Here is an 18,357-nt window from a genome sequence, read left to right as displayed (position 1 = left end):
AAATCTGACCCAAATCTACAATGCCTCGATCAAATTACCTTTGTTCTCCCTTAGTTTTTTGGTGATGCTGTCCCATAAAGCCACTCGATACTCCAAAGCCTTTAGGCTATACTGTGCCACATCGGTCCATTTCTGCTCATCCTGACCGCAGAGCATCTTCATCATTTTCACCGCCATGGGTCCATGTTCATCCCCATCCAGTTCAATGTGCCGTTTTAGGTAATAGGAAAGCTTTGGATACTGCTCTGGCCCTTTTTTCCCAGATTGTTCTATAATGCCCAAGAACATGTCCGGGATCAATTCTTCCCTTCCAAAGGTAAAAGCCGCAGCAATAATATGGGGTTTTTGGGTGTTGATGACTTCAAAAGTGAAGCTTAGAAAGTTCTTTTCAGCCAGATTCAAATCCGCCTTTTTGATTTGCCCTGTAATTTCTTCAAGATTCCCAAAGTTTCCAATGACCCCCTTGACCTTAGAAGTATTGGCATTGACTTCCTCCATGGCATCCAGATACATTTCAAAATGGCTTTTGGCCACTCCTTCTTCATTGAAATCGCTTTCTTCTTCCAAGACAATCTCATTGATGAACCTTGCCACTACAGTATCCGAAGCGGGTTTCCAAGGAAGGTCCGTACAGGTAAGCTCTCGTTGCAGGGCCTTTAATAGCGACATAAAATCCCAAACGGCATACACATGGCTCTCCATAAAGGTCCTGATGTCCTCAACTGAATCCAGCTGTGCGTAAAGCTCATGGTTTTTGAGTTGTTCCCGTACTTCTTTGAGACTGTGCTCCAAGTTTTCAATGCTCATACACTTGATTTTCAGTACTCCAAAAATTATTGGATGTTATATTCTGGCAGGGTTTGATTTGCTGACCAGGTATTGATCCACTGTGCCATAAGGCCTGCCCAATCATCCCTATCGTTCAAACAAGGGACATGGATGTAGTCTTTCCCGCCGGCCTCTACAAATTGTTCTTTGCCTTCCATGGCAATTTCTTCCAAAGTCTCCAGACAATCACTTACAAAAGCAGGGGTGATTACCGCCAAACGCTCAATGCCCTCCTTGCCCAATCGTTCAAATTCATGGTCGGTGAAAGGTTGTAGCCAAGGGTCGCTTCCCAATCGGGATTGGAACGAAGTACTCACTTTATCCCTGGGCAATCCCAATTGTGCTATCACCAACTCGGTGGTATCATAACATTGATGTCTATAACAGGTATGGTGGGCCACCGAATTGGCCTTGCAACAGGCCCCATTCAATTGGCAGTGGAATTTTGTGGGGTCCGATTTTTTAATGTGCCTCTCGGGAATCCCATGATAGGAGAAAAGGATATGGTCATAATCAAAACCCTTTAGACCTTCCGCTATACTATTGGACAATATTTTGATGTAATCCGGATTGCTATAAAAGGCAGGCAAGGTGGTCAACTGCATATTTGGGAAATGCTCTTGTTGCACTTCCATGGCCTTCACCACTACCGTTTCGTATGATGACATGGCATAATGGGGATACAGGGGCACCAACAACACCTCATCCACTCCTTTGTCTTTCAATTCCTGTAAAGCGCTCTTGATGGTCATGGAACCATACCGCATACCCAAGGCAATGGGCAAGCTGGTTTGTTGGCTCACCTTTTCCATAAAACGTTCCGAGATAATAATCAGAGGAGAACCTTCCTCCCACCAAATCTTGGAATAGGCTTCCGCCGAACGTTTTGGACGCGTGTTGAGGATAATTCCCCGTACAATGATGTTTCGCAGAACGGGGTTCACGTCTATGACGCGTTCGTCCATGAGAAACTCATCCAAATATGGTTTAACGTCCTTGGCGGTAGGGCTGTCCGGCGAACCCAAATTGACCAATAAAACTCCTTTTGACACAGCTTTTTGTTTTAGGCCCCAAAAATACAACTTGGTACGGACTTGTTCTTTTTAGAACCCAATTACTTTTCTATGGTCCATAACTAAATTCAATCTTCATTTAGCATTCCGGATTTTAGCCCGTGTTCTTTTCTCCCTATTTTTGTTGCCATGGACCTTTTTATTGAAACAGTTTCCAAGGAATCGCTCATTTATCTGGGGATTGCCCTGTTTGTTTTGGCTCTGGCATATTGGGTGGTTTCCATCGTCTTAAAACGGTTGGGGAAAAATCCAAAATACCTTTTGCCCAACGGTTCATTTAGGCGATTGACAAAGCCCTTACTGTTGATTTTTCTTTCCATTGTATTGCGAATGAAATCGCTGCGGGATCTTTTGAACCTGGAAGAGCTGGGGTTTTGGTTCCGAAAGGCCAGTACCTTGCTCTTTATCTTGGCCATGACCTGGTTGATCATTGCCGTGTTGAAAATTGTGAAACAGATTATCATCAAAAACTACGATGTTGGGGAGGCCGACAACCTAAAGGCTCGTAAAATTTATACCCAGTTCACCATTTTGGAACGCATAGTGATCTTTATCGTCATTATATTGGCTCTTGGACTTGCCTTGATGAGTTTTAAGGAAATCCGTGAAATTGGGATCAGTATTTTTGCATCTGCAGGGGTTGCGGGGATTATTATTGGTTTTTCCGCCCAAAAATTCATCGGAACCCTATTGGCAGGCATTCAAATTGCCATTGCACAGCCCATAAAATTGGATGATGTGGTCATTGTGGAGGGCGAGTGGGGCCGAATTGAGGAAATTACCCTTACCTATGTGGTGGTCCGTATTTGGGACAAACGCCGGTTGATTGTGCCTACCCCCTATTTTATTGATCAACCCTTCCAAAACTGGACCAAAAGCTCCGCGGATATTTTGGGAACGGTATTTTTGTATGTGGATTATATGGTTTCCTTTGATGATCTTCGTGAAGAATTGACCCGTATTCTCCAAAATACAGAACTTTGGGATGGTGAAGTGAATATCCTTCAGGTTACCGATTCCAAACCCACCCATGTAGAGGTAAGGGCCTTGATGAGCGCCAAGGATTCCTCCACAGCCTGGGATCTTCGGGTTCATGTGCGTGAGAAATTGATAGACTATTTGCAGAAAAACTACCCTGAGAGCATAGCCCGAACACGGGTCATGCTCCAGCAAACCAATGACACCATAAATGATGAAATATAAAACCTTCTTGCCCATTCTGTTTTTAGGGTTGATGGCATCTGCCCAACAAATAACTTGTTCCCCAAAAGACAAATCCCTTTTTGAAGACAAGATCGCAGCTTTACAGAAGACCCAAGCCTCCTTTTTGGGCGATACCATTGTAGCGGTTGGGAAATCCTTCTTGGACACCCCTTATGTGGAAAAAACCCTTGAAGTGGGTGAGACCGAAAGCTTGGTAGTGAACTTACAAGGGTTGGACTGTACCACTTTTGTGGAAAATGTATTTGCCTTTGGAACCATGCTCAAGTCCAAACAAAGCTCTTTTGAAGACTTTACCAAAACATTGGAGACCATTCGGTATAGGGATGGTGATTTAAAAGGTTATCCTTCTCGTTTACATTACTTTACAGAGTGGATTCGAAATAATGAAAAGAAGGGATTGGTCAAGGACATTACTTCGGATTTGGGAGGAGTTGAGCTCAACAAGCCTATCAATTTCATGGGAACGCACCGTTCCCTGTATCCGTTTTTGAGCAATGACACCAACTTTGCCATCATACAACAAGCGGAAAAAGAATTGGCCAAGGAAAATTTGTGCTACCTGCCCCAAGACCAGGTTGAAAGTAACGAACAGCAAATACAATCCGGGGATATCATTGCATTGGCCACTTCCATTAAAGGGTTGGACGTTACCCATACCGGCATAGCCATACATCAACCGGATGGGCGGTTACATTTACTACATGCTTCAAGCAAAAATGGAAAAGTTGAAATCACCCAAGAGCCTTTGGTGGATTACCTTAAAAACATCAAGAGCAACATTGGGATCATTGTGGCTAGGCCCGTTTTACTTTCGTTTTAGGCACCATTCAATGGCCCCCAGAAGGTGTTGTCTGAAATCGGGGTCGTCATAAGCGGCATCGGTATGCCCCAAACCTGTATAAAAAGCACGGCCCCCATCATATTCGTGGTACCAGGCTATGGGATGGTTGGCTCCGTTCTTGCCACCTTTATAACTGGTTTCATCCAGTTTCATCAAAACAGAAACGCTAGGGTTCAATTGCTTAAAATTGTACCATTCATCAAAATGCATCCAAACATCCTTCAGGTGGGTGGTGGAGGGATGGGATGTATCGACCACATCAATTTTGGCTTCCTGTTGTTCTGGATGGCTCTCAAAATAACCCCCTACCAACTTTCCATACCAAGGCCAGTCGTACTCGGTATCCGCAGCGGCATGGATTCCCAAATAACTGCCTCCATTTTTAATGTACCCTTCAAAAGCTTTCTGTTGGGCATCATCCAAAACCTCTTCGGTGGTGCTCAGAAAGACCACCAATCTGTAGTTCCCCAGATTTTGAGGGTTAAAGTCCGTCCCTGAATCCGTTTGCAGGGCAACAAAGCCATTCTTTCTCCCCAATTCGCGCAAGGTCTTCATCCCTTTTTCAATGGAAGCATGCCTATACCCTGTTGTTTTGGTGAACACCAGGACCAGTTCGGGCATTTTCACATTCTGGGCTTCTTCTGGGTTCGGGGCGTCCTGCGCGGAAATCTGCAACGCAAAGCCTATGGCAAAAAGGGACAGTACAAGAGTTTTCATTTTTTGATTTTTATGCGTTTGAAGTTAAGTATTTTTTGGGGGTGGTGCCATACTTCTTTTTGAAAGAAGCAATAAAATGACTGGCGGTGCTATATCCCACTTTTAAGCCTACTTCATTGACGTTGTGCTTTCCGGTTTCCAACATTTTTCGGGCATACTCCATTTTATAGTCGAACAAAAATCCGTAGACCGAATCCCCATAAATCTGTTTGAACCCTTCTTTCAGCTTTTTCAAACTCAATCCAATTTCTTGGGAAAGCTCGGCCAAGGTGGGCGGCTCGGCCATCCGTGAAATCATGATTTCCTTGGCCATTCTAATACGTCGCACATTGTCCTCATCGGCCAAAAAGGGACATTGTTCCAGATCGGCATCCTCGGTTTTATTAAAATAAAGGGATATCAGCTCATATACCTTTCCTTTGATGTACAACTGTTTGATGGAAGGATGCAGATTGTAATTCATCAACTGACTGAGTACAACAGCAATGGCAGGTGATACCATTTCTTGGGAATAGTACTTTTTCTCCTTGTTCTCACCGCTTAAAAAAGGGATGTACTCTGCCTCATTGGAAAAAAGGGAGTGGAACTTACGTATGGTCATTACCACTGACAGCAACCATGAATTGGGAGACACAATAAGATTCAAAGGCAAATCCTTTTGTGTGTTGTAGAGCAATAGGGAGTTTTCTTCCGTTACTTCCAGATGATAATTTCCTTCGTTAAAATTGAAACGCGTTTTCCCTTTCAGGCAAAAATGGAACTGGATAAACGAGCTGTCAATCTCCCGCTCCACCGTCTGTAATTCTTTTGTATCGTTCTGAATCTTAAGGATATAAAACCCATCTTCAACCAGAATTTCCTCATAGGAACCTTTAGCGATATTTTTCATGAACAGTTTTGCTTTGATAAACGTTTTCCTTCAATTTAGAATGACTCTAAATTACGTTCAGTACAATCAAATTTATCAATAAAATTAGTGCATTGGGCGGTTTTTATTGAATTTTCACCGTAAAAATTTCTCACGGGTTATTTATAGTACCTCCAGCGTTATTTTTTAAAACACAGCACTGCTATTTTTGTGCTGCGATTTTTATCCTTTATGAGGAATTACAACATTTCCAAACATAATTCCTTCTACGCCATTGGGCTGAGCTATAAGAAGGCAGATGCTGAGGTACGTGGGAAGTTTAGCCTTGATGTTCCGGCCATAGACCATATTCTGGCAAAGGCCAAGGAGCTTGGTATTGATGGCCTATTGGCCATTTCCACCTGCAACCGGACCGAACTATATGGTTTTGCCCAACATCCCTACCAACTTATAAAATTGCTTTGTGATCAAACACAGGGCACCGTGGAAGAGTTTCAAGAGGTAGCCTATGTCTACAAAAACCATGAGGCCATTTCCCATATGTTCAAGGTAGGCACAGGATTGGACAGCCAAATTTTGGGTGATTTTGAGATTATAAGTCAAATTAAGCAAGGGTTTTATCGCGCCAAAAAACAAGACATGGCCAATCCCTTTTTGGAACGGCTCTGTAATGCTGTGATCCAGGCCAGTAAACGAATCAAAACCGAAACCGAACTCTCTTCCGGAGCCACATCGGTGGCCTTTGCCTCGGTAAAGTATATTTTGGATAACGTCCCCGACATTTCCGAAAAGAACATTCTACTTTTTGGCACAGGAAAAATCGGGAGAAATACCTGTGAAAACCTCATTAAGCATTCCAACAACCACCATATTACTCTGATCAACAGGACCAGGGCAAAAGCAGAGGATATTGCTGGAAAGTTCCATTTGACGGTAAAGGATTATGGCGATCTACAGACCGAAATACGAAAAGCGGATATCCTTGTGGTGGCCACCGGGGCACAGCTACCCACCGTGTCCAAAGCCTTGATCTATCCCAAGAAACCACTTCTTATCTTGGATCTGTCCGTACCCAAAAATGTGGCGGACGATGTTTTGGAGCTGGACAATGTTTCCTTGGTGCATTTGGACCAACTTTCCCAAATCACCGATGAAGCCTTGGCGAAAAGGAAGGAATATGTGCCCAAAGCCGAAGCGATTATTGAACAGGTGAAGAAAGACTTTTTAAAGTGGTTGGAAACCCGAAAGTTTGCTCCGGTCATCAACGCGCTCAAGGAAAAATTGAAGACCATGAAGGCCGAGGAAATTGACTTTCATTCCAAAAAAATGGATGACTTCAACCAAGATCAGGCCGAAATCATATCGGATAGGATCATCCAAAAAATCACCAAACAGTTTGCCAACCACCTGAAAAGTTCCGAAGTGGATACCGAGGACAGTCTGGAACTTATCCAGAAAGTCTTTCAGCTAGAAATCGATTCAAAATGAGCAAGATCATACGAATTGGGACCCGCGATAGTGAATTGGCACTGTGGCAAGCCACCACCGTACAGCAAAAACTCGAGGAATTGGGGTACGATACCTCATTGGTCCCGATAAAGTCCACTGGGGATGAAATATTGGACAAACCCTTGTACGAATTGGGAATCACCGGCATTTTTACCAAAACTTTGGATATTGCCCTATTGAAAGGGCAAATAGATATTGCCGTACACTCCATGAAGGATGTTCCCACCCAATTGCCAAAAGGTATCGTCCAGGTTGCCGTAATGGAGCGTGCCATTACCCACGATATTTTGGTGCACAAGGGATTGAACTTTTTGGAATCCGATACCCCTGCCACCATTGCTACCGGCAGTTTGCGTAGAAAAGCCCAATGGCTGAACAAATACCCTCACCATACTGTGGTGGATTTACGGGGAAACGTGAACACCAGATTGTTGAAACTGATTGAGAACGACTGGAACGGTGCCATTTTTGCCCAGGCCGGATTGGAACGCATCAAATTGCTGCCCAAAGATGCCCTTCAATTGGATTGGATGATTCCCGCCCCCGCACAGGGAGCCATGGTGGTCGTGGCCAAAGAAGAGGACACCTTTTCAAGAGAAGCACTCACCAAACTAAATCATATGGAATCTGAAGCGGCCACAACCATTGAACGGGAGTTTTTACGGACTCTGGAAGGAGGTTGCACCGCTCCTATTGGTGCTTTGGCACAAATAAAAGAACAAACGGTACATTTTGAAGGGGTTCTTTTTTCATTGGATGGAAAACAAAAAATCACCGTCAACAAAAGTGTTCCCTTGAACCAAGCCAATGGACTGGGAGAGCAATGTGCCAAAGAGGTCTTACAGCAAGGTGGAGATAAATTGATGCAGGAAATTAGAAATGAAAACAGTGCTCTCCACTAAAAAACTAAGCTCCCCGCAAAAGGAATTGTTCCTCAATTCAGGTTTGGGGTTGGTGGAGTACGATGCACTTCAAATTGAATTTTTGGATGTAAATATTCCTTTGGAATACACCCACTATATCCTTACCAGTAAAAATTCGGTCAAGGCTTTCGTTAAAAAAATTGAAAACCGGGACACCTCCAATTTTCAGGTCTTTTGTGTTGGTGAAAAAACCAAAGCCCTTTTGCAAGAGAGTGGACTGAGGGTGGTAAAAATGACCGAATACGCCTCGGAATTGGCCCAATATATCATAAAGGAGCATCACGATGATGCCTTTTTATTTTTATCCGGAAATCAAAGAAGGGATACCCTGCCAAAAGCACTAACTGAAAATAACATTCGGTATAAAGAGGTGGTGGTGTACAGAACCCATCTAATGCCAAGGGCTTTTCAAAGGGATTTTGATGGCATTTTGTTCTTCAGTCCAAGTGGCATTAGAAGCTATCTTTTGGAGAATTCCATTGGCAGTAGTACCCTTTTCTGTATTGGTACTACTACGGCCGATGAGGCCAAAAAACATTCAGACCATATTGTAATAGCCAATAAACCGACCGTGGAAAACGTGTTGGTCCAGGCCATAAACCATTTTGCAAGACATGATTAAAAACGATTTGTTCCTAAGAGCTTTGAAGGGTGAAACTGTTGAGCGTCCACCCGTATGGATGATGCGCCAAGCTGGGCGTTACCTTCCTGAATTTATGGAACTCAAACATAAATACGATTTCTTTACCCGATGCCAGACTCCCGAGTTGGCTTCCGAAATTACCGTGCAGCCCATTCGGCGATATGGAATGGATGCGGCCATCCTTTTCAGTGATATCTTGGTGATTCCACAAGCCATGGACATTGAAGTGGAGATGAAACCGAACTTTGGTCCCTACCTCCCAAACCCCATACGCTCCAAAGAAGATTTGGAAAAGGTTATCGTTCCTGATATTCAGGATACATTGGGTTATGTGATGGAGGCCATTACCCTGACCAAGGAAAAGTTGAATGATGAAATCCCTCTTATCGGTTTTGCCGGTTCTCCTTGGACCATTCTTTGCTATTGTGTGGAAGGTCAAGGAAGCAAAAGTTTCGATAAGGCCCGGGGACTCTGCTTTTCCCAACCGGAAGTGGCCCATCAACTGCTTCAAAAGATAACAGACACCACGATTGCCTACCTTAAGGCCAAAGTAGAAGCAGGTGTGAACGCTGTCCAAGTTTTCGATTCGTGGGGCGGCATGCTCTCCCCTACCGATTACCAAGAATTCTCCTGGCCGTACATTCAACAGATCGTTGATGCATTGAAAGATTTGGCCCCGGTCATCGTTTTTGGCAAAGGGTGTTGGTTCGCATTAAAAGAAATGGCGAAATCCGGTGCTTCTGCCGTCGGTGTGGATTGGACCTGCTCGGCCCAAAATGCACGTTACCTCACCGGAGGGAACATTACCCTACAAGGAAATTTTGACCCTGCTCGTTTGCTTTCCCCTCCAGCTGAAATCAAAAAGAGGGTTACCCAAATGATCAATGAATTTGGGAAAGACAAATATATCGTCAACTTAGGGCATGGCATCCTTCCCAATATACCATTGGAAAATGCCAAAGCATTCATAGATGCCGTAAAAGAATATAAGGCGTGAACCCAATAGCGGTACTGAAACGGGTAGACTTTAAAAATATACTGAAAGTTATATTCATTGGGATGAGTCACCCGTTTTTCATTGTACCTACTATTCGAGCCACCAAGGATTGCATCCGCATATCAGCGGACAACTATGGCCGATTACATCATGAAAATGGTCCAGCCAATGCATTCAGACATGCCCTTTGGAACTATTTGATTGCCAAAAGATGTTTTCGAATACGGCACGACAAGGATTCCGTTTTGCAGTGGGCAGAAAAAATTACGGATTGGCATGAACACGTTTTTCCAAATACAGAATTGGCCAAAACTATGGATTTTCATAACAATGCCGTGGGAAGGTTGGTATTTCGGGAAAATCCCGAAAAAACGGAAAGTGAAATCATTGAACTGTTGAAATCCATGACCCTGGTTTCGGTCAAAATCGATTCTAATACCAAGCTTGCAAGCTTAAAAACACAATTCATACATATACTCGATCAATGAAGGACAAATTCTACGATTATATCCAGAAACTACAAGATACCATCACCACAAAACTTGAAGAGGTGGATGGAAAAGCCAAATTTCAACAGGACATTTGGAAACGCCCCGAAGGCGGTGGTGGAAGGACCCGTGTCATTGAAAATGGAAATGTATTTGAAAAGGGTGGGGTGAACATTTCCAAAGTATACGGTGAACTTCCCAAAAGCATGCAGCAGTATTTTGGTGTGGAAGATGCGGATTTTTTTGCCTGTGGACTCAGTTTGGTCATCCATCCCAAGAGTCCCATGGTACCTACCGTACATGCCAACTGGCGCTATTTTGAGATGTACAATAAAAATGGGGACATCGTGGACCAATGGTTTGGTGGCGGTCAGGACCTGACCCCCTATTATCTGTTTGAGGAAGATGCCCAACATTTTCACCGAACCTGTAAAAATGCCTGTGACGCCCATAATCGAGAATTTTATCCCGCTTACAAAAAGAAATGTGACGAGTATTTCTGGAATGCCCATCGCAATGAGGCAAGGGGGATTGGCGGTCTCTTTTTTGACTATTGCAAAGCAACGGAAACCATGACCATGGAAGATTGGTATAACTATGTCACCGAGGTTGGGGATAGTTTTTTGGATGCTTATGTACCAATCGTTACAAAAAGAAAAGAGCTGCCTTACTCCCAAGAACAGCGAGATTGGCAAGAGATCAGACGTGGAAGGTATGTGGAATTTAATCTGGTTCATGATAAGGGCACCCTATTCGGCTTGAGAACCAATGGCCGTATCGAGAGTATTCTGATGAGCCTCCCTCCCCATGTGCAATGGAGGTATGACCACCATCCCGAAAAAGGGAGTCCAGAAGAGCAATTAATTGAGGTGCTGCAACATCCCAAAAATTGGGTTTAATGTGTAGCTTTGTTTGAAACCAAACCCATGAAGCAGAAAATATATCAAGTCGATGCTTTTACCGATCGTCCTTTCGGTGGTAATCCTGCAGCAGTTTGCATTTTGGATGCGTGGCTTGATACCACTCTTATGCAAAGTATTGCGGAAGAAAACAATCTGGCCGAAACTGCATTTGCTGTTCGTAAAGGTAAGGGGTATAAGTTACGTTGGTTCACTCCAGAAACCGAGGTTGATTTATGTGGTCATGCCACTTTGGCCACAGCATATGTACTGTTTAACTATTACGATCACAACGAAAAAACCATTCGGTTTTATTCACCCAGAAGTGGGGAATTGAACGTGGAAAAAACGGCCAATGGCTGGATGACCTTGGATTTTCCCACCGACCCAATAGTGGCCATTCGGAACAATAGGGAATTGGACAATGCCATTGGGCTGACTCCAATAAAAACCTTTAAGGGAAAAACGGATTTTATGATGGTCTACAGCTCCCAACAAGAAGTGGAGGCCATTACCCCCAACCTGCACCTTCTGAACCAATTGGATTGTAGAGGGGTAATTGTTACGGCACCCGGCCAAGAGGTGGATTTCATCTCCCGATTCTTTGCCCCACAATGTGGCATTCCCGAAGATCCCGTTACAGGGTCGGCACACACGTCCCTTACCCCGTATTGGTACGAAGTGTTGGGCAAAAGTAAAATGACCGCCAAACAACTCTCCAAAAGAGGAGGGGACTTAATCTGTGAATATTTAGGGAGCCGGGTGAAAATTTCCAGCAAAGTGGCTCCCTACCTAACCGGTGAAATTGAAATTTAAATATCAGTATGTATCCATTGATCAGAAATAGAAGACTACGCGCTTCCGAATCCATCCGAAGATTGGTTCGGGAAACTTTGGTGACCCCAGACGACTTTCTAGTGCCCCTTTTTGTGGTGGAAGGCAAAGGTGTCAAAGAAGAGATTGCTTCCATGCCCAATTATTTTAGGTTGAGTTTGGACAATCTGGAAAAAGAAGTCAAGGAACTTTGGAAAATGGGACTTTGCTCCGTGTTGCTTTTTGTTAAGGTCGATGAAAAGCTCAAGGACAACCAAGGCACCGAGGCCATCAACCCAAATGGATTGATGCAAAGGGCAATAAAGACCGTCAAAAATGCCTGCCCACAGATGTTGGTGATGACCGATGTGGCGTTGGACCCTTTTTCATCCTATGGCCATGATGGAATTGTGGCCGAAGGGCAGATCCTCAATGACGAAACTGCAGAGGTTTTGGCCGAAATGAGCGTATCCCATGCGCAGGCCGGAGCCGATTTTGTGGCCCCCAGCGATATGATGGATGGGCGTATCCTCACCATTCGGGAAGCATTGGAAGATGAGGGGTTCCAAAATACGGGGATCATGAGCTATTCCGCCAAATATGCCAGTGCCTATTACGGTCCGTTCCGGGATGCCCTGGATTCAGCTCCTGTGGATATTGCCAACGTACCCAAGGACAAAAAAACCTATCAAATGGATTTTGCCAATAGATTGGAAGCCATCCGCGAAACTCAAATGGACATAGATGAAGGTGCCGATATTGTGATGGTAAAGCCGGGTCTACCCTATTTGGATATTGTTCGGGATATAAAAAATGAAGTGGATGTGCCCATTGCCGTTTATCAAGTATCCGGGGAATACGCCATGATCAAAGCGGCCGCGGAAAAAGGCTGGCTGGACCATGATACCGTAATGCTGGAACAATTGACTGCCATTAAACGGGCGGGAGCAAGCATCATTGCCAGTTATTTTGCTAAAGACTTTATCCGTACCTTGGGATGATTCAAAAAATACGTACAACCAACCATACTAACTAACTCATGAAAAACCTCTTTGCATTCTGTTTTTGTTTTCTTTTTGTTTCAACCAGCCTCCTTGCCCAACAAAATCTAATTCATGCCCTTCCCTCAAAATTGGGATTGGATGAAGCCTACATCAACCAAAAAGTGGATTCCATCATGGAACTTGGTATAAAAGACCAAGCCTTTCCGGGCGCCCAAGTGTTGGTCGCCAAAAATGATACCGTTGTCTTCCACAAGGCATACGGATACCACACCTATGATAGCGTGCAGCCCGTTGCCCTGAACGATCTCTACGATTTGGCATCTGTCACCAAAATTTTAGGTCCATTGCCCGCTTTGATGAAGTTGGTGGACGAGGGCAAACTTGATTTGGACGCGCCCTTTAGCAACTACTGGCCCTCATGGAAAAAACATAAGGATAAAAAAGATTTGACCCTTCGTGAAATTTTGAGTCACCAGGCCGGTTTGGTGCCCTACATTGTCTTCTTGGAGAAAGTCATGCGGAAGAACGGGAAGATAAAGCGGCGATTTGTCAGGGACACCCCAAGTGAAAAATTTCAGCAACAAGTGTATGGGAACCTATTCATCAGCGATCGCTTTGAAGCAAAAATGAACCGCATGATCGATAGGTCTAAGGTTTCCGATGAAAAAAAATACGTGTACTCAGGGCTTACCTTCCTTATCTATCCGAGATTGATAGAACAACTTACGGGTACCGATTACGAAACTTATCTGGATCAGAATTTCTATCAACCTTTGGGCTGTTACACTTTGGGTTACAACCCTAGCAAAAAGAACTATGTCAATGACATTGTCCCTACAGAAAACGACAGTGTGTTCAGAAAAACCTTCGTCAAAGGTTGGGTCCATGATGAAAACGCCTCCCTTAAAGGTGGGGTATCCGGAAATGCCGGTTTGTTTGGCAGCGCGGATGACCTGGCCAAAATCATGATGTTTTATGAAAATTATGGTGCCATAGGAGACAAGCAAATTATCTCCAAGGAAGTGGTTAAAGAGTTTGGTAGGGTCCAATATCCGGATAACGATAACCGAAGGGGACTCGGTTTCGACAAGCCATTGTTAGACAACTCCGAACGTACTTTGGAAAAAGCCTATCCCTCTCCCCTGTCCAGTCCCAACAGTTTTGGGCATTCAGGATTTACCGGAACTTTCGTTTGGGCCGATCCTGACAACAAACTGGTATATATCTTTTTGTCCAACAGAGTGTATCCTTCAAGGGAACATCGCCAATTGTACCGGTTGAATATCCGTACAGCCCTGCAGGATGTATTTTATCGCGCATCATCTGTGGAGTAAGTAGCTTTAAGGAGTCAAGACCTCTTAACAATAAAGATCCAGAGCTTTTTACACTTTTTTGAATAGTTTTTGTAAGCTTTCCCACCTAGCGCTCACTAATAAAGGGCATTCCTTCAACAAAATTGAAAAATGTCCTTTATGGGTTTTACGCGTCATTTCTTTTGGGTCATCGTTGTCTTCATTTTCTCAAGTTGTATTGGTGAAGATTATGTGGATGACTTTGTGGAACCCACCATCCGTATAAACAACCCCATAACAGGCATCCAAATTTCGGGTAGCCATCCCTACTCCGCTACATATCTGAACCATATTGGACAACCTGAAGATGCTGAAGTCATTTGGTCCAGTTCCAACCCATCCATCGTTACCATAAATGATCAAGGTGTGGCAATGGCCATTGCGGAAGGAGAGGCCACCATAAGTGTGTCCGTGGTTATAGAAGGAAATACCCTAACGGCTGAAGACACCATAAGAATATCCGTAGACCCCGTGGAGAACAACATGGAGTCCAACGGAGATGGAACCATTGCCACCACGAGTGCCTACACCCTTGAGGGGACTTTTACCATTAGGGCAGATAGAGGCAACCTCATTCTGTCTTTCAATGCAGACTACAAAGCGTCATCCAGCTTGCCCGGACTTTACCTATACCTGTCCAACAATCCCAATTCTGTTAACGGTGCATTGGAAGTGGGCGCCGTGACCATTTTTGAAGGAGCACACTCCTACGTCATTGAAGGTGTGGGACTTAATGAATACCAATATATTTTGTATTGGTGCAAACCCTTTAATGTTAAAGTTGGGGAAGGCCTTATAAATTGAACCGCACATTAAACAACCCATGAAAATATACCAATTTGTTTTATTTGGATTTTTGGTACTTGGCCAGCTGACCTATGGTCAATGGACGCGCGAACGCGGGAAAGGATATTACAAACTGTCTGCATGGTACCTTGAGGCCGACCAACATTACACCGATACAGGGGCCATAGAGCCGAACGCCACCCGAGGGCAGTTCAACCTGAACTTGTATGCGGAATATGGTATTACCGATCGCTGGAATGTGGTAGGCTATGTTCCCTTCTTCTCTCGGACCTATCAAAACGATATTTTTTCAAAGACCACTGGGGAGCTCATCACGCCGGGGGAAGCGGTGAACTCCATTGGGGATATTGACCTTGGCATTACCTATGGACTTATTCAAAATGAAAAACTGGCCCTTTCAACCACATTGCTGTTTGGCATACCTTCTGGAAACGATTCTGGAGGCAGTGACGGCAGTTATCAGACTGGGGATGGGGAATTCAACCAAATGGTTCGAATAGCCGCAGGAAAACCTTTTACCCTAGCCCAACTGCCTGCCTATGCCAAAGCGTATCTAGGTTACAACAACAGAACCCAGAACTTCTCGGACGAATTACGGGCAGGCGCTGAATTGGGCTTGCAATTTTTTAACCGCCTATGGGTCGCCGGAAAACTGGATGTGGTACAATCCATGCACAACGGCACCCTTAGTGCCCAAAATAGCCAAGGGAGCATTTTTGCCAATAATGTGGAATTTATCGGTCTTGGGGCCGAAGCTGCCTATTATATTTTACCAAAATGGGGGATATCGGCAACCTATGGTGGGGCTCTGGATGGTCGTATTATTTATGCCGACCCTTCCTTTGCCATTGGGATTTTTCTGGATATTAAGTAGTCCGTTCATAAAATGAGCGCAACCAACGCTTTGGCTGTATAGAATTTTAGCTACTTTTGAATCAACACTTAGATTCATGGGACTACTACTATTCTACGCCCTCATTTCCATTTTCTTTTCCTTTTTATGCTCCATTTTGGAGGCGGTACTACTGAGCATCACCCCAACGTTCATCAACTTAAAAAAGCAGGAAGGCAAGGAATACGCCGGTACTTTGGAGGCTTTAAAGAAAGACGTGGACAAACCGTTGATCGCCATTCTTACCCTCAACACCATAGCCCATACCGTTGGCGCCATATTGGTGGGGGTACAGGCCAAGGTGGCCTATGCCGATATTTACGGGACCACAAAACGAACTATACTTGGGTTTCAATTCACCGAAGACCTCATGGTAGGAATTGTGTCCACCCTAATGACCATCTTGATCTTGGTGGCTTCGGAAATCATTCCCAAGACCATTGGGGCCACCTATTGGAAACAATTGGCCAACTTTACCAGCAAAGCCCTTAGCACCATGGTATTTGCCCTTAAATGGACCGGATTACTATGGATATTACAACTATTCACCAAGTTAATTGGAGCCAAGGGAGAGCATGGTAGTGTACTGAGCCGCGAAGATTTTACCGCCATGACCGAAATTGCCCATGAAGAAGGCGTTTTTCATGAATCGGAATCCAAAGTCATAAAGAATCTCCTCAAGTTTGATGAGATATTGGCCAAGGATGTGATGACACCAAGGACAGTTATGAAAATAGCATCCGAGGATATGACCATCAAGGAATTTTTTGATGCGAACCGTCCTTTGCGTTTTTCAAGGATTCCGCTCTACAAAGACCGCATGGACAACATCACGGGCTTTTTCCTTAAAGATGAGCTTATGGAAGCTATCATCAATAAAAAAGGTAGTCAGACGCTTTCAGAATTAAAACGCGAAATCTTGGTTACCAATAGAACCAAGCCCATTCCTGAATTATTTGACAGGTTGGTGAAGCAACGGGAGCATGTTTCCTTGGTGGTGGACGAATATGGTTCGGTAAGTGGGTTAGTGACCATGGAGGATGTGATTGAAACGCTTCTTGGATTGGAGATCATGGATGAAAGTGACAACGTGGAAGACCTTCAATCCCTCGCCAGAAAGAATTGGCATCAACGCGCTCAACGTTTGGGCATTATTGAAGATGAAGATGAGATAGAATAATGGAAGTTGCTTATTTACAAACACCTATTGGTTACGCTGAATTTCAAGGAGATGAAAATGGGCTGGCCTCCGTGTCTGTATTTGATGACAAAAAACCCATTGGTATAATTCCTGAGGTGTTGGAAGATGCGATCTACCAATTCAAGGAATATTTTGAGGGTTCACGAAAGGAATTTGATCTAAAACTGAACCCTTCCGGCACCGATTTTCAAAAAAAGGTTTGGGATGCCCTTCTTGAAATCCCATTTGGAAAAACCATTTCTTATTTGGAACTTTCCAAAAGACTAGGCGATGTAAAAGCCATTCGTGCAGTAGCCTCGGCCAATGGCAAAAATCCTCTTTGGATTGTGGTTCCCTGTCATCGCGTTATTGGGACCAACGGAGACCTCACTGGCTATGCAGGTGGCCTGCATAGAAAAAAATGGTTATTGGAACATGAGAGTCCTGCAAAGCAGACCACTCTTTTTTAATACGCTACCATGCTTTATAAACTTAACCTAGAGAATATCCTCTTTTTGGATATCGAGACCGTACCTCAAAATCCGAGTTTCCCCAATTTGGATGAAACCACACAATTGCTCTGGGAGCAGAAAACACAATACCAGCGAAAGGACGAAATCAGTCCCGAAGACTTTTATGAACGCGCCGGCATTTGGGCCGAATTCGGAAAGATCGTTTGCATTTCGGTTGGGTATTTTGTCATTAAGGGAGAAACCCGAAGCTTTAGGGTCACTTCCTTTCATGGGGGGGAGACCCAAATCCTGAAACAGTTCAAACAATTACTGAAAGACCATTTTAGCCAAACCAAACACGTGTTGTGCGCCCATAATGGCAAGGAGTTCGACTTTCCGTACATTGCCCGCCGCATGGTCATCAACAGCATCAATCTGCCCTATAAATTGGATCTGTTCGGTAAAAAACCATGGGAAGTACCCCATCTGGACACCATGGAACTCTGGAAGTTTGGGGACTATAAGCACTACACCTCCCTAAAATTACTGGCCCATATCCTCGGCATTCCGTCTCCAAAAGAGGACATGGATGGCAGTATGGTGAAAGATGTTTACTACAAGGACAAGGACATTGATAGGATCATCTCTTATTGCGAATTGGATGTGGTGACCACGGCCCAGGTATTTCTGAGGTTACGGAACGAGAAGTTACTTTCTGAGGACGAAATCAAGAAGGTCTAACGATGAGTGTGTTTTATTCAGATATCAGAAGTCCGATGTCCGATGTCCGATGTCTGATGTCAGAATATTAAACCTTGGGGCAAATCGTATCACTTTTTATAATATT

Annotated in this window: 20 protein-coding genes; 16 read left to right on the top strand and 4 right to left on the bottom strand. The window is 44.2% G+C overall.

Features of this window, described 5'->3' with window-relative positions; translation table 11 throughout:
* Positions 1–15 precede the first annotated feature (15 nt).
* Together DN53_RS08865 and hemH are read right to left on the bottom strand one after the other, a co-directional pair.
* Positions 16–807, bottom strand: coding sequence for a DUF3050 domain-containing protein (locus tag DN53_RS08865; protein ID WP_129654019.1), 792 nt, complete (start codon positions 805–807; stop codon positions 16–18).
* A 26-nt stretch (positions 808–833) separates the two neighbouring features.
* The gene (gene hemH, locus DN53_RS08860) at positions 834–1,880 is read right to left on the bottom strand and encodes a ferrochelatase (protein WP_129654018.1); all 1,047 of its coding nucleotides are present in this window, start codon (positions 1,878–1,880) and stop codon (positions 834–836) included.
* Positions 1,881–2,030: 150 nt separating this feature from the next.
* Here hemH and DN53_RS08855 point away from each other — a divergent pair, with 150 nt between their 5' ends.
* On the top strand, positions 2,031–3,104 hold the full coding sequence (locus DN53_RS08855; protein ID WP_129654017.1) for a mechanosensitive ion channel family protein: 1,074 nt from the start codon (positions 2,031–2,033) through the stop codon (positions 3,102–3,104).
* Positions 3,091–3,945, top strand: coding sequence for an N-acetylmuramoyl-L-alanine amidase-like domain-containing protein (locus DN53_RS08850; protein ID WP_242502100.1), 855 nt, complete (start codon positions 3,091–3,093; stop codon positions 3,943–3,945). Before DN53_RS08855 ends, DN53_RS08850 begins: the two co-directional genes overlap by 14 nt.
* On the opposite strand, the gene DN53_RS08845 is transcribed toward DN53_RS08850, so the two are convergent.
* Complete coding sequence (locus DN53_RS08845) at positions 3,931–4,683, bottom strand: ThuA domain-containing protein (protein WP_129654016.1); 753 nt, start codon at positions 4,681–4,683, stop codon at positions 3,931–3,933. The two genes, DN53_RS08850 and DN53_RS08845, sit on opposite strands and share 15 nt — an antisense overlap.
* Positions 4,684–4,693: 10 nt before the next feature.
* Positions 4,694–5,572: a helix-turn-helix domain-containing protein gene (locus tag DN53_RS08840; protein ID WP_129654015.1), complete on the bottom strand. Its 879-nt coding sequence runs from the start codon at positions 5,570–5,572 to the stop codon at positions 4,694–4,696.
* 210 nt (positions 5,573–5,782) lie between these two features.
* On the opposite strand from DN53_RS08840, the gene hemA reads away from it, so the two are divergent.
* The 14 genes from hemA to DN53_RS08770 all read left to right on the top strand — a co-directional run bounded on the left by hemA (position 5,783) and on the right by DN53_RS08770 (position 18,251).
* Entirely contained in the window at positions 5,783–7,039 is a 1,257-nt protein-coding gene (hemA, locus tag DN53_RS08835; protein ID WP_129654014.1) for a glutamyl-tRNA reductase, read from the top strand.
* Positions 7,036–7,962, top strand: a complete 927-nt coding sequence (hemC, locus tag DN53_RS08830) for a hydroxymethylbilane synthase (RefSeq protein WP_129654013.1) — start codon at positions 7,036–7,038, stop codon at positions 7,960–7,962. Before hemA ends, hemC begins: the two co-directional genes overlap by 4 nt.
* On the top strand, positions 7,940–8,605 hold the full coding sequence (locus DN53_RS08825) for a uroporphyrinogen-III synthase (protein ID WP_129654012.1): 666 nt from the start codon (positions 7,940–7,942) through the stop codon (positions 8,603–8,605). Before hemC ends, DN53_RS08825 begins: the two co-directional genes overlap by 23 nt.
* Complete coding sequence (hemE, locus tag DN53_RS08820; protein WP_129654011.1) at positions 8,598–9,623, top strand: uroporphyrinogen decarboxylase; 1,026 nt, start codon at positions 8,598–8,600, stop codon at positions 9,621–9,623. The genes DN53_RS08825 and hemE overlap by 8 nt, the downstream gene beginning before the upstream one ends.
* Before the next feature lie 62 nt (positions 9,624–9,685).
* A complete protein-coding gene (locus tag DN53_RS08815; protein ID WP_129654010.1) occupies positions 9,686–10,111 on the top strand; it encodes a DUF6973 domain-containing protein in 426 nt (141 codons plus the stop codon).
* Positions 10,108–11,010 carry an oxygen-dependent coproporphyrinogen oxidase gene (gene hemF / locus DN53_RS08810; RefSeq protein WP_129654009.1) on the top strand — a complete coding sequence of 301 codons (903 nt, stop codon included), beginning with the start codon at positions 10,108–10,110 and terminating at the stop codon, positions 11,008–11,010. The genes DN53_RS08815 and hemF overlap by 4 nt, the downstream gene beginning before the upstream one ends.
* Positions 11,011–11,037: 27 nt before the next feature.
* Positions 11,038–11,826 (top strand): PhzF family phenazine biosynthesis protein, encoded by a 789-nt coding sequence (locus DN53_RS08805; RefSeq protein WP_129654008.1) that lies wholly within the window; start codon positions 11,038–11,040, stop codon positions 11,824–11,826.
* Between the two features lie 8 nt (positions 11,827–11,834).
* Complete coding sequence (hemB, locus tag DN53_RS08800) at positions 11,835–12,824, top strand: porphobilinogen synthase (protein WP_129654007.1); 990 nt, start codon at positions 11,835–11,837, stop codon at positions 12,822–12,824.
* Between the two features lie 38 nt (positions 12,825–12,862).
* Positions 12,863–14,161, top strand: a complete 1,299-nt coding sequence (locus tag DN53_RS08795; protein WP_129654006.1) for a serine hydrolase domain-containing protein — start codon at positions 12,863–12,865, stop codon at positions 14,159–14,161.
* Between the two features lie 138 nt (positions 14,162–14,299).
* Positions 14,300–14,983: an Ig-like domain-containing protein gene (locus tag DN53_RS08790; RefSeq protein ID WP_165357328.1), complete on the top strand. Its 684-nt coding sequence runs from the start codon at positions 14,300–14,302 to the stop codon at positions 14,981–14,983.
* A 19-nt stretch (positions 14,984–15,002) separates the two neighbouring features.
* Positions 15,003–15,860, top strand: a complete 858-nt coding sequence (locus tag DN53_RS08785) for a hypothetical protein (RefSeq protein WP_129654004.1) — start codon at positions 15,003–15,005, stop codon at positions 15,858–15,860.
* Positions 15,861–15,936: 76 nt separating this feature from the next.
* Positions 15,937–17,058, top strand: a complete 1,122-nt coding sequence (locus DN53_RS08780) for a CNNM domain-containing protein (protein WP_129654003.1) — start codon at positions 15,937–15,939, stop codon at positions 17,056–17,058.
* On the top strand, positions 17,058–17,528 hold the full coding sequence (locus tag DN53_RS08775) for a methylated-DNA--[protein]-cysteine S-methyltransferase (RefSeq protein WP_129654002.1): 471 nt from the start codon (positions 17,058–17,060) through the stop codon (positions 17,526–17,528). The genes DN53_RS08780 and DN53_RS08775 overlap by 1 nt, the downstream gene beginning before the upstream one ends.
* A gap of 9 nt (positions 17,529–17,537) precedes the next feature.
* Positions 17,538–18,251, top strand: a complete 714-nt coding sequence (locus DN53_RS08770; protein ID WP_129654001.1) for a 3'-5' exonuclease — start codon at positions 17,538–17,540, stop codon at positions 18,249–18,251.
* Positions 18,252–18,357 lie beyond the last annotated feature (106 nt).

The organism is Flagellimonas olearia, assembly GCF_004150225.1.
Lineage (GTDB): Bacteria > Bacteroidota > Bacteroidia > Flavobacteriales > Flavobacteriaceae > Flagellimonas > Flagellimonas olearia.
The sequence above is the reverse complement of the archived record's forward strand: the minus strand, read 5'-3'. Positions and strand labels throughout refer to the sequence as shown.

Excerpts from the sequence above, each read along its gene's own strand:
- DN53_RS08795 (WP_129654006.1), top strand. The coding sequence starts at position 12,863 with ATGAAAAACCTCTTTGCATTCTGTTTTTGTTTTCTTTTTGTTTCAACC.
- hemC (WP_129654013.1), top strand. The coding sequence starts at position 7,036 with ATGAGCAAGATCATACGAATTGGGACCCGCGATAGTGAATTGGCACTG.
- hemB (WP_129654007.1), top strand. The coding sequence starts at position 11,835 with ATGTATCCATTGATCAGAAATAGAAGACTACGCGCTTCCGAATCCATC.
- DN53_RS08790 (WP_165357328.1), top strand. The coding sequence starts at position 14,300 with ATGGGTTTTACGCGTCATTTCTTTTGGGTCATCGTTGTCTTCATTTTC.
- DN53_RS08855 (WP_129654017.1), top strand. The coding sequence starts at position 2,031 with ATGGACCTTTTTATTGAAACAGTTTCCAAGGAATCGCTCATTTATCTG.
- DN53_RS08785 (WP_129654004.1), top strand. The coding sequence starts at position 15,003 with ATGAAAATATACCAATTTGTTTTATTTGGATTTTTGGTACTTGGCCAG.
- DN53_RS08775 (WP_129654002.1), top strand. The coding sequence starts at position 17,058 with ATGGAAGTTGCTTATTTACAAACACCTATTGGTTACGCTGAATTTCAA.
- hemF (WP_129654009.1), top strand. The coding sequence starts at position 10,108 with ATGAAGGACAAATTCTACGATTATATCCAGAAACTACAAGATACCATC.
- DN53_RS08825 (WP_129654012.1), top strand. The coding sequence starts at position 7,940 with ATGAAAACAGTGCTCTCCACTAAAAAACTAAGCTCCCCGCAAAAGGAA.
- DN53_RS08815 (WP_129654010.1), top strand. The coding sequence starts at position 9,686 with ATGAGTCACCCGTTTTTCATTGTACCTACTATTCGAGCCACCAAGGAT.
- DN53_RS08780 (WP_129654003.1), top strand. The coding sequence starts at position 15,937 with ATGGGACTACTACTATTCTACGCCCTCATTTCCATTTTCTTTTCCTTT.
- DN53_RS08845 (WP_129654016.1), bottom strand. The coding sequence starts at position 4,683 with ATGAAAACTCTTGTACTGTCCCTTTTTGCCATAGGCTTTGCGTTGCAG.
- hemA (WP_129654014.1), top strand. The coding sequence starts at position 5,783 with ATGAGGAATTACAACATTTCCAAACATAATTCCTTCTACGCCATTGGG.
- DN53_RS08805 (WP_129654008.1), top strand. The coding sequence starts at position 11,038 with ATGAAGCAGAAAATATATCAAGTCGATGCTTTTACCGATCGTCCTTTC.
- DN53_RS08840 (WP_129654015.1), bottom strand. The coding sequence starts at position 5,572 with ATGAAAAATATCGCTAAAGGTTCCTATGAGGAAATTCTGGTTGAAGAT.
- DN53_RS08850 (WP_242502100.1), top strand. The coding sequence starts at position 3,091 with ATGATGAAATATAAAACCTTCTTGCCCATTCTGTTTTTAGGGTTGATG.
- hemE (WP_129654011.1), top strand. The coding sequence starts at position 8,598 with ATGATTAAAAACGATTTGTTCCTAAGAGCTTTGAAGGGTGAAACTGTT.
- DN53_RS08865 (WP_129654019.1), bottom strand. The coding sequence starts at position 807 with ATGAGCATTGAAAACTTGGAGCACAGTCTCAAAGAAGTACGGGAACAA.
- DN53_RS08770 (WP_129654001.1), top strand. The coding sequence starts at position 17,538 with ATGCTTTATAAACTTAACCTAGAGAATATCCTCTTTTTGGATATCGAG.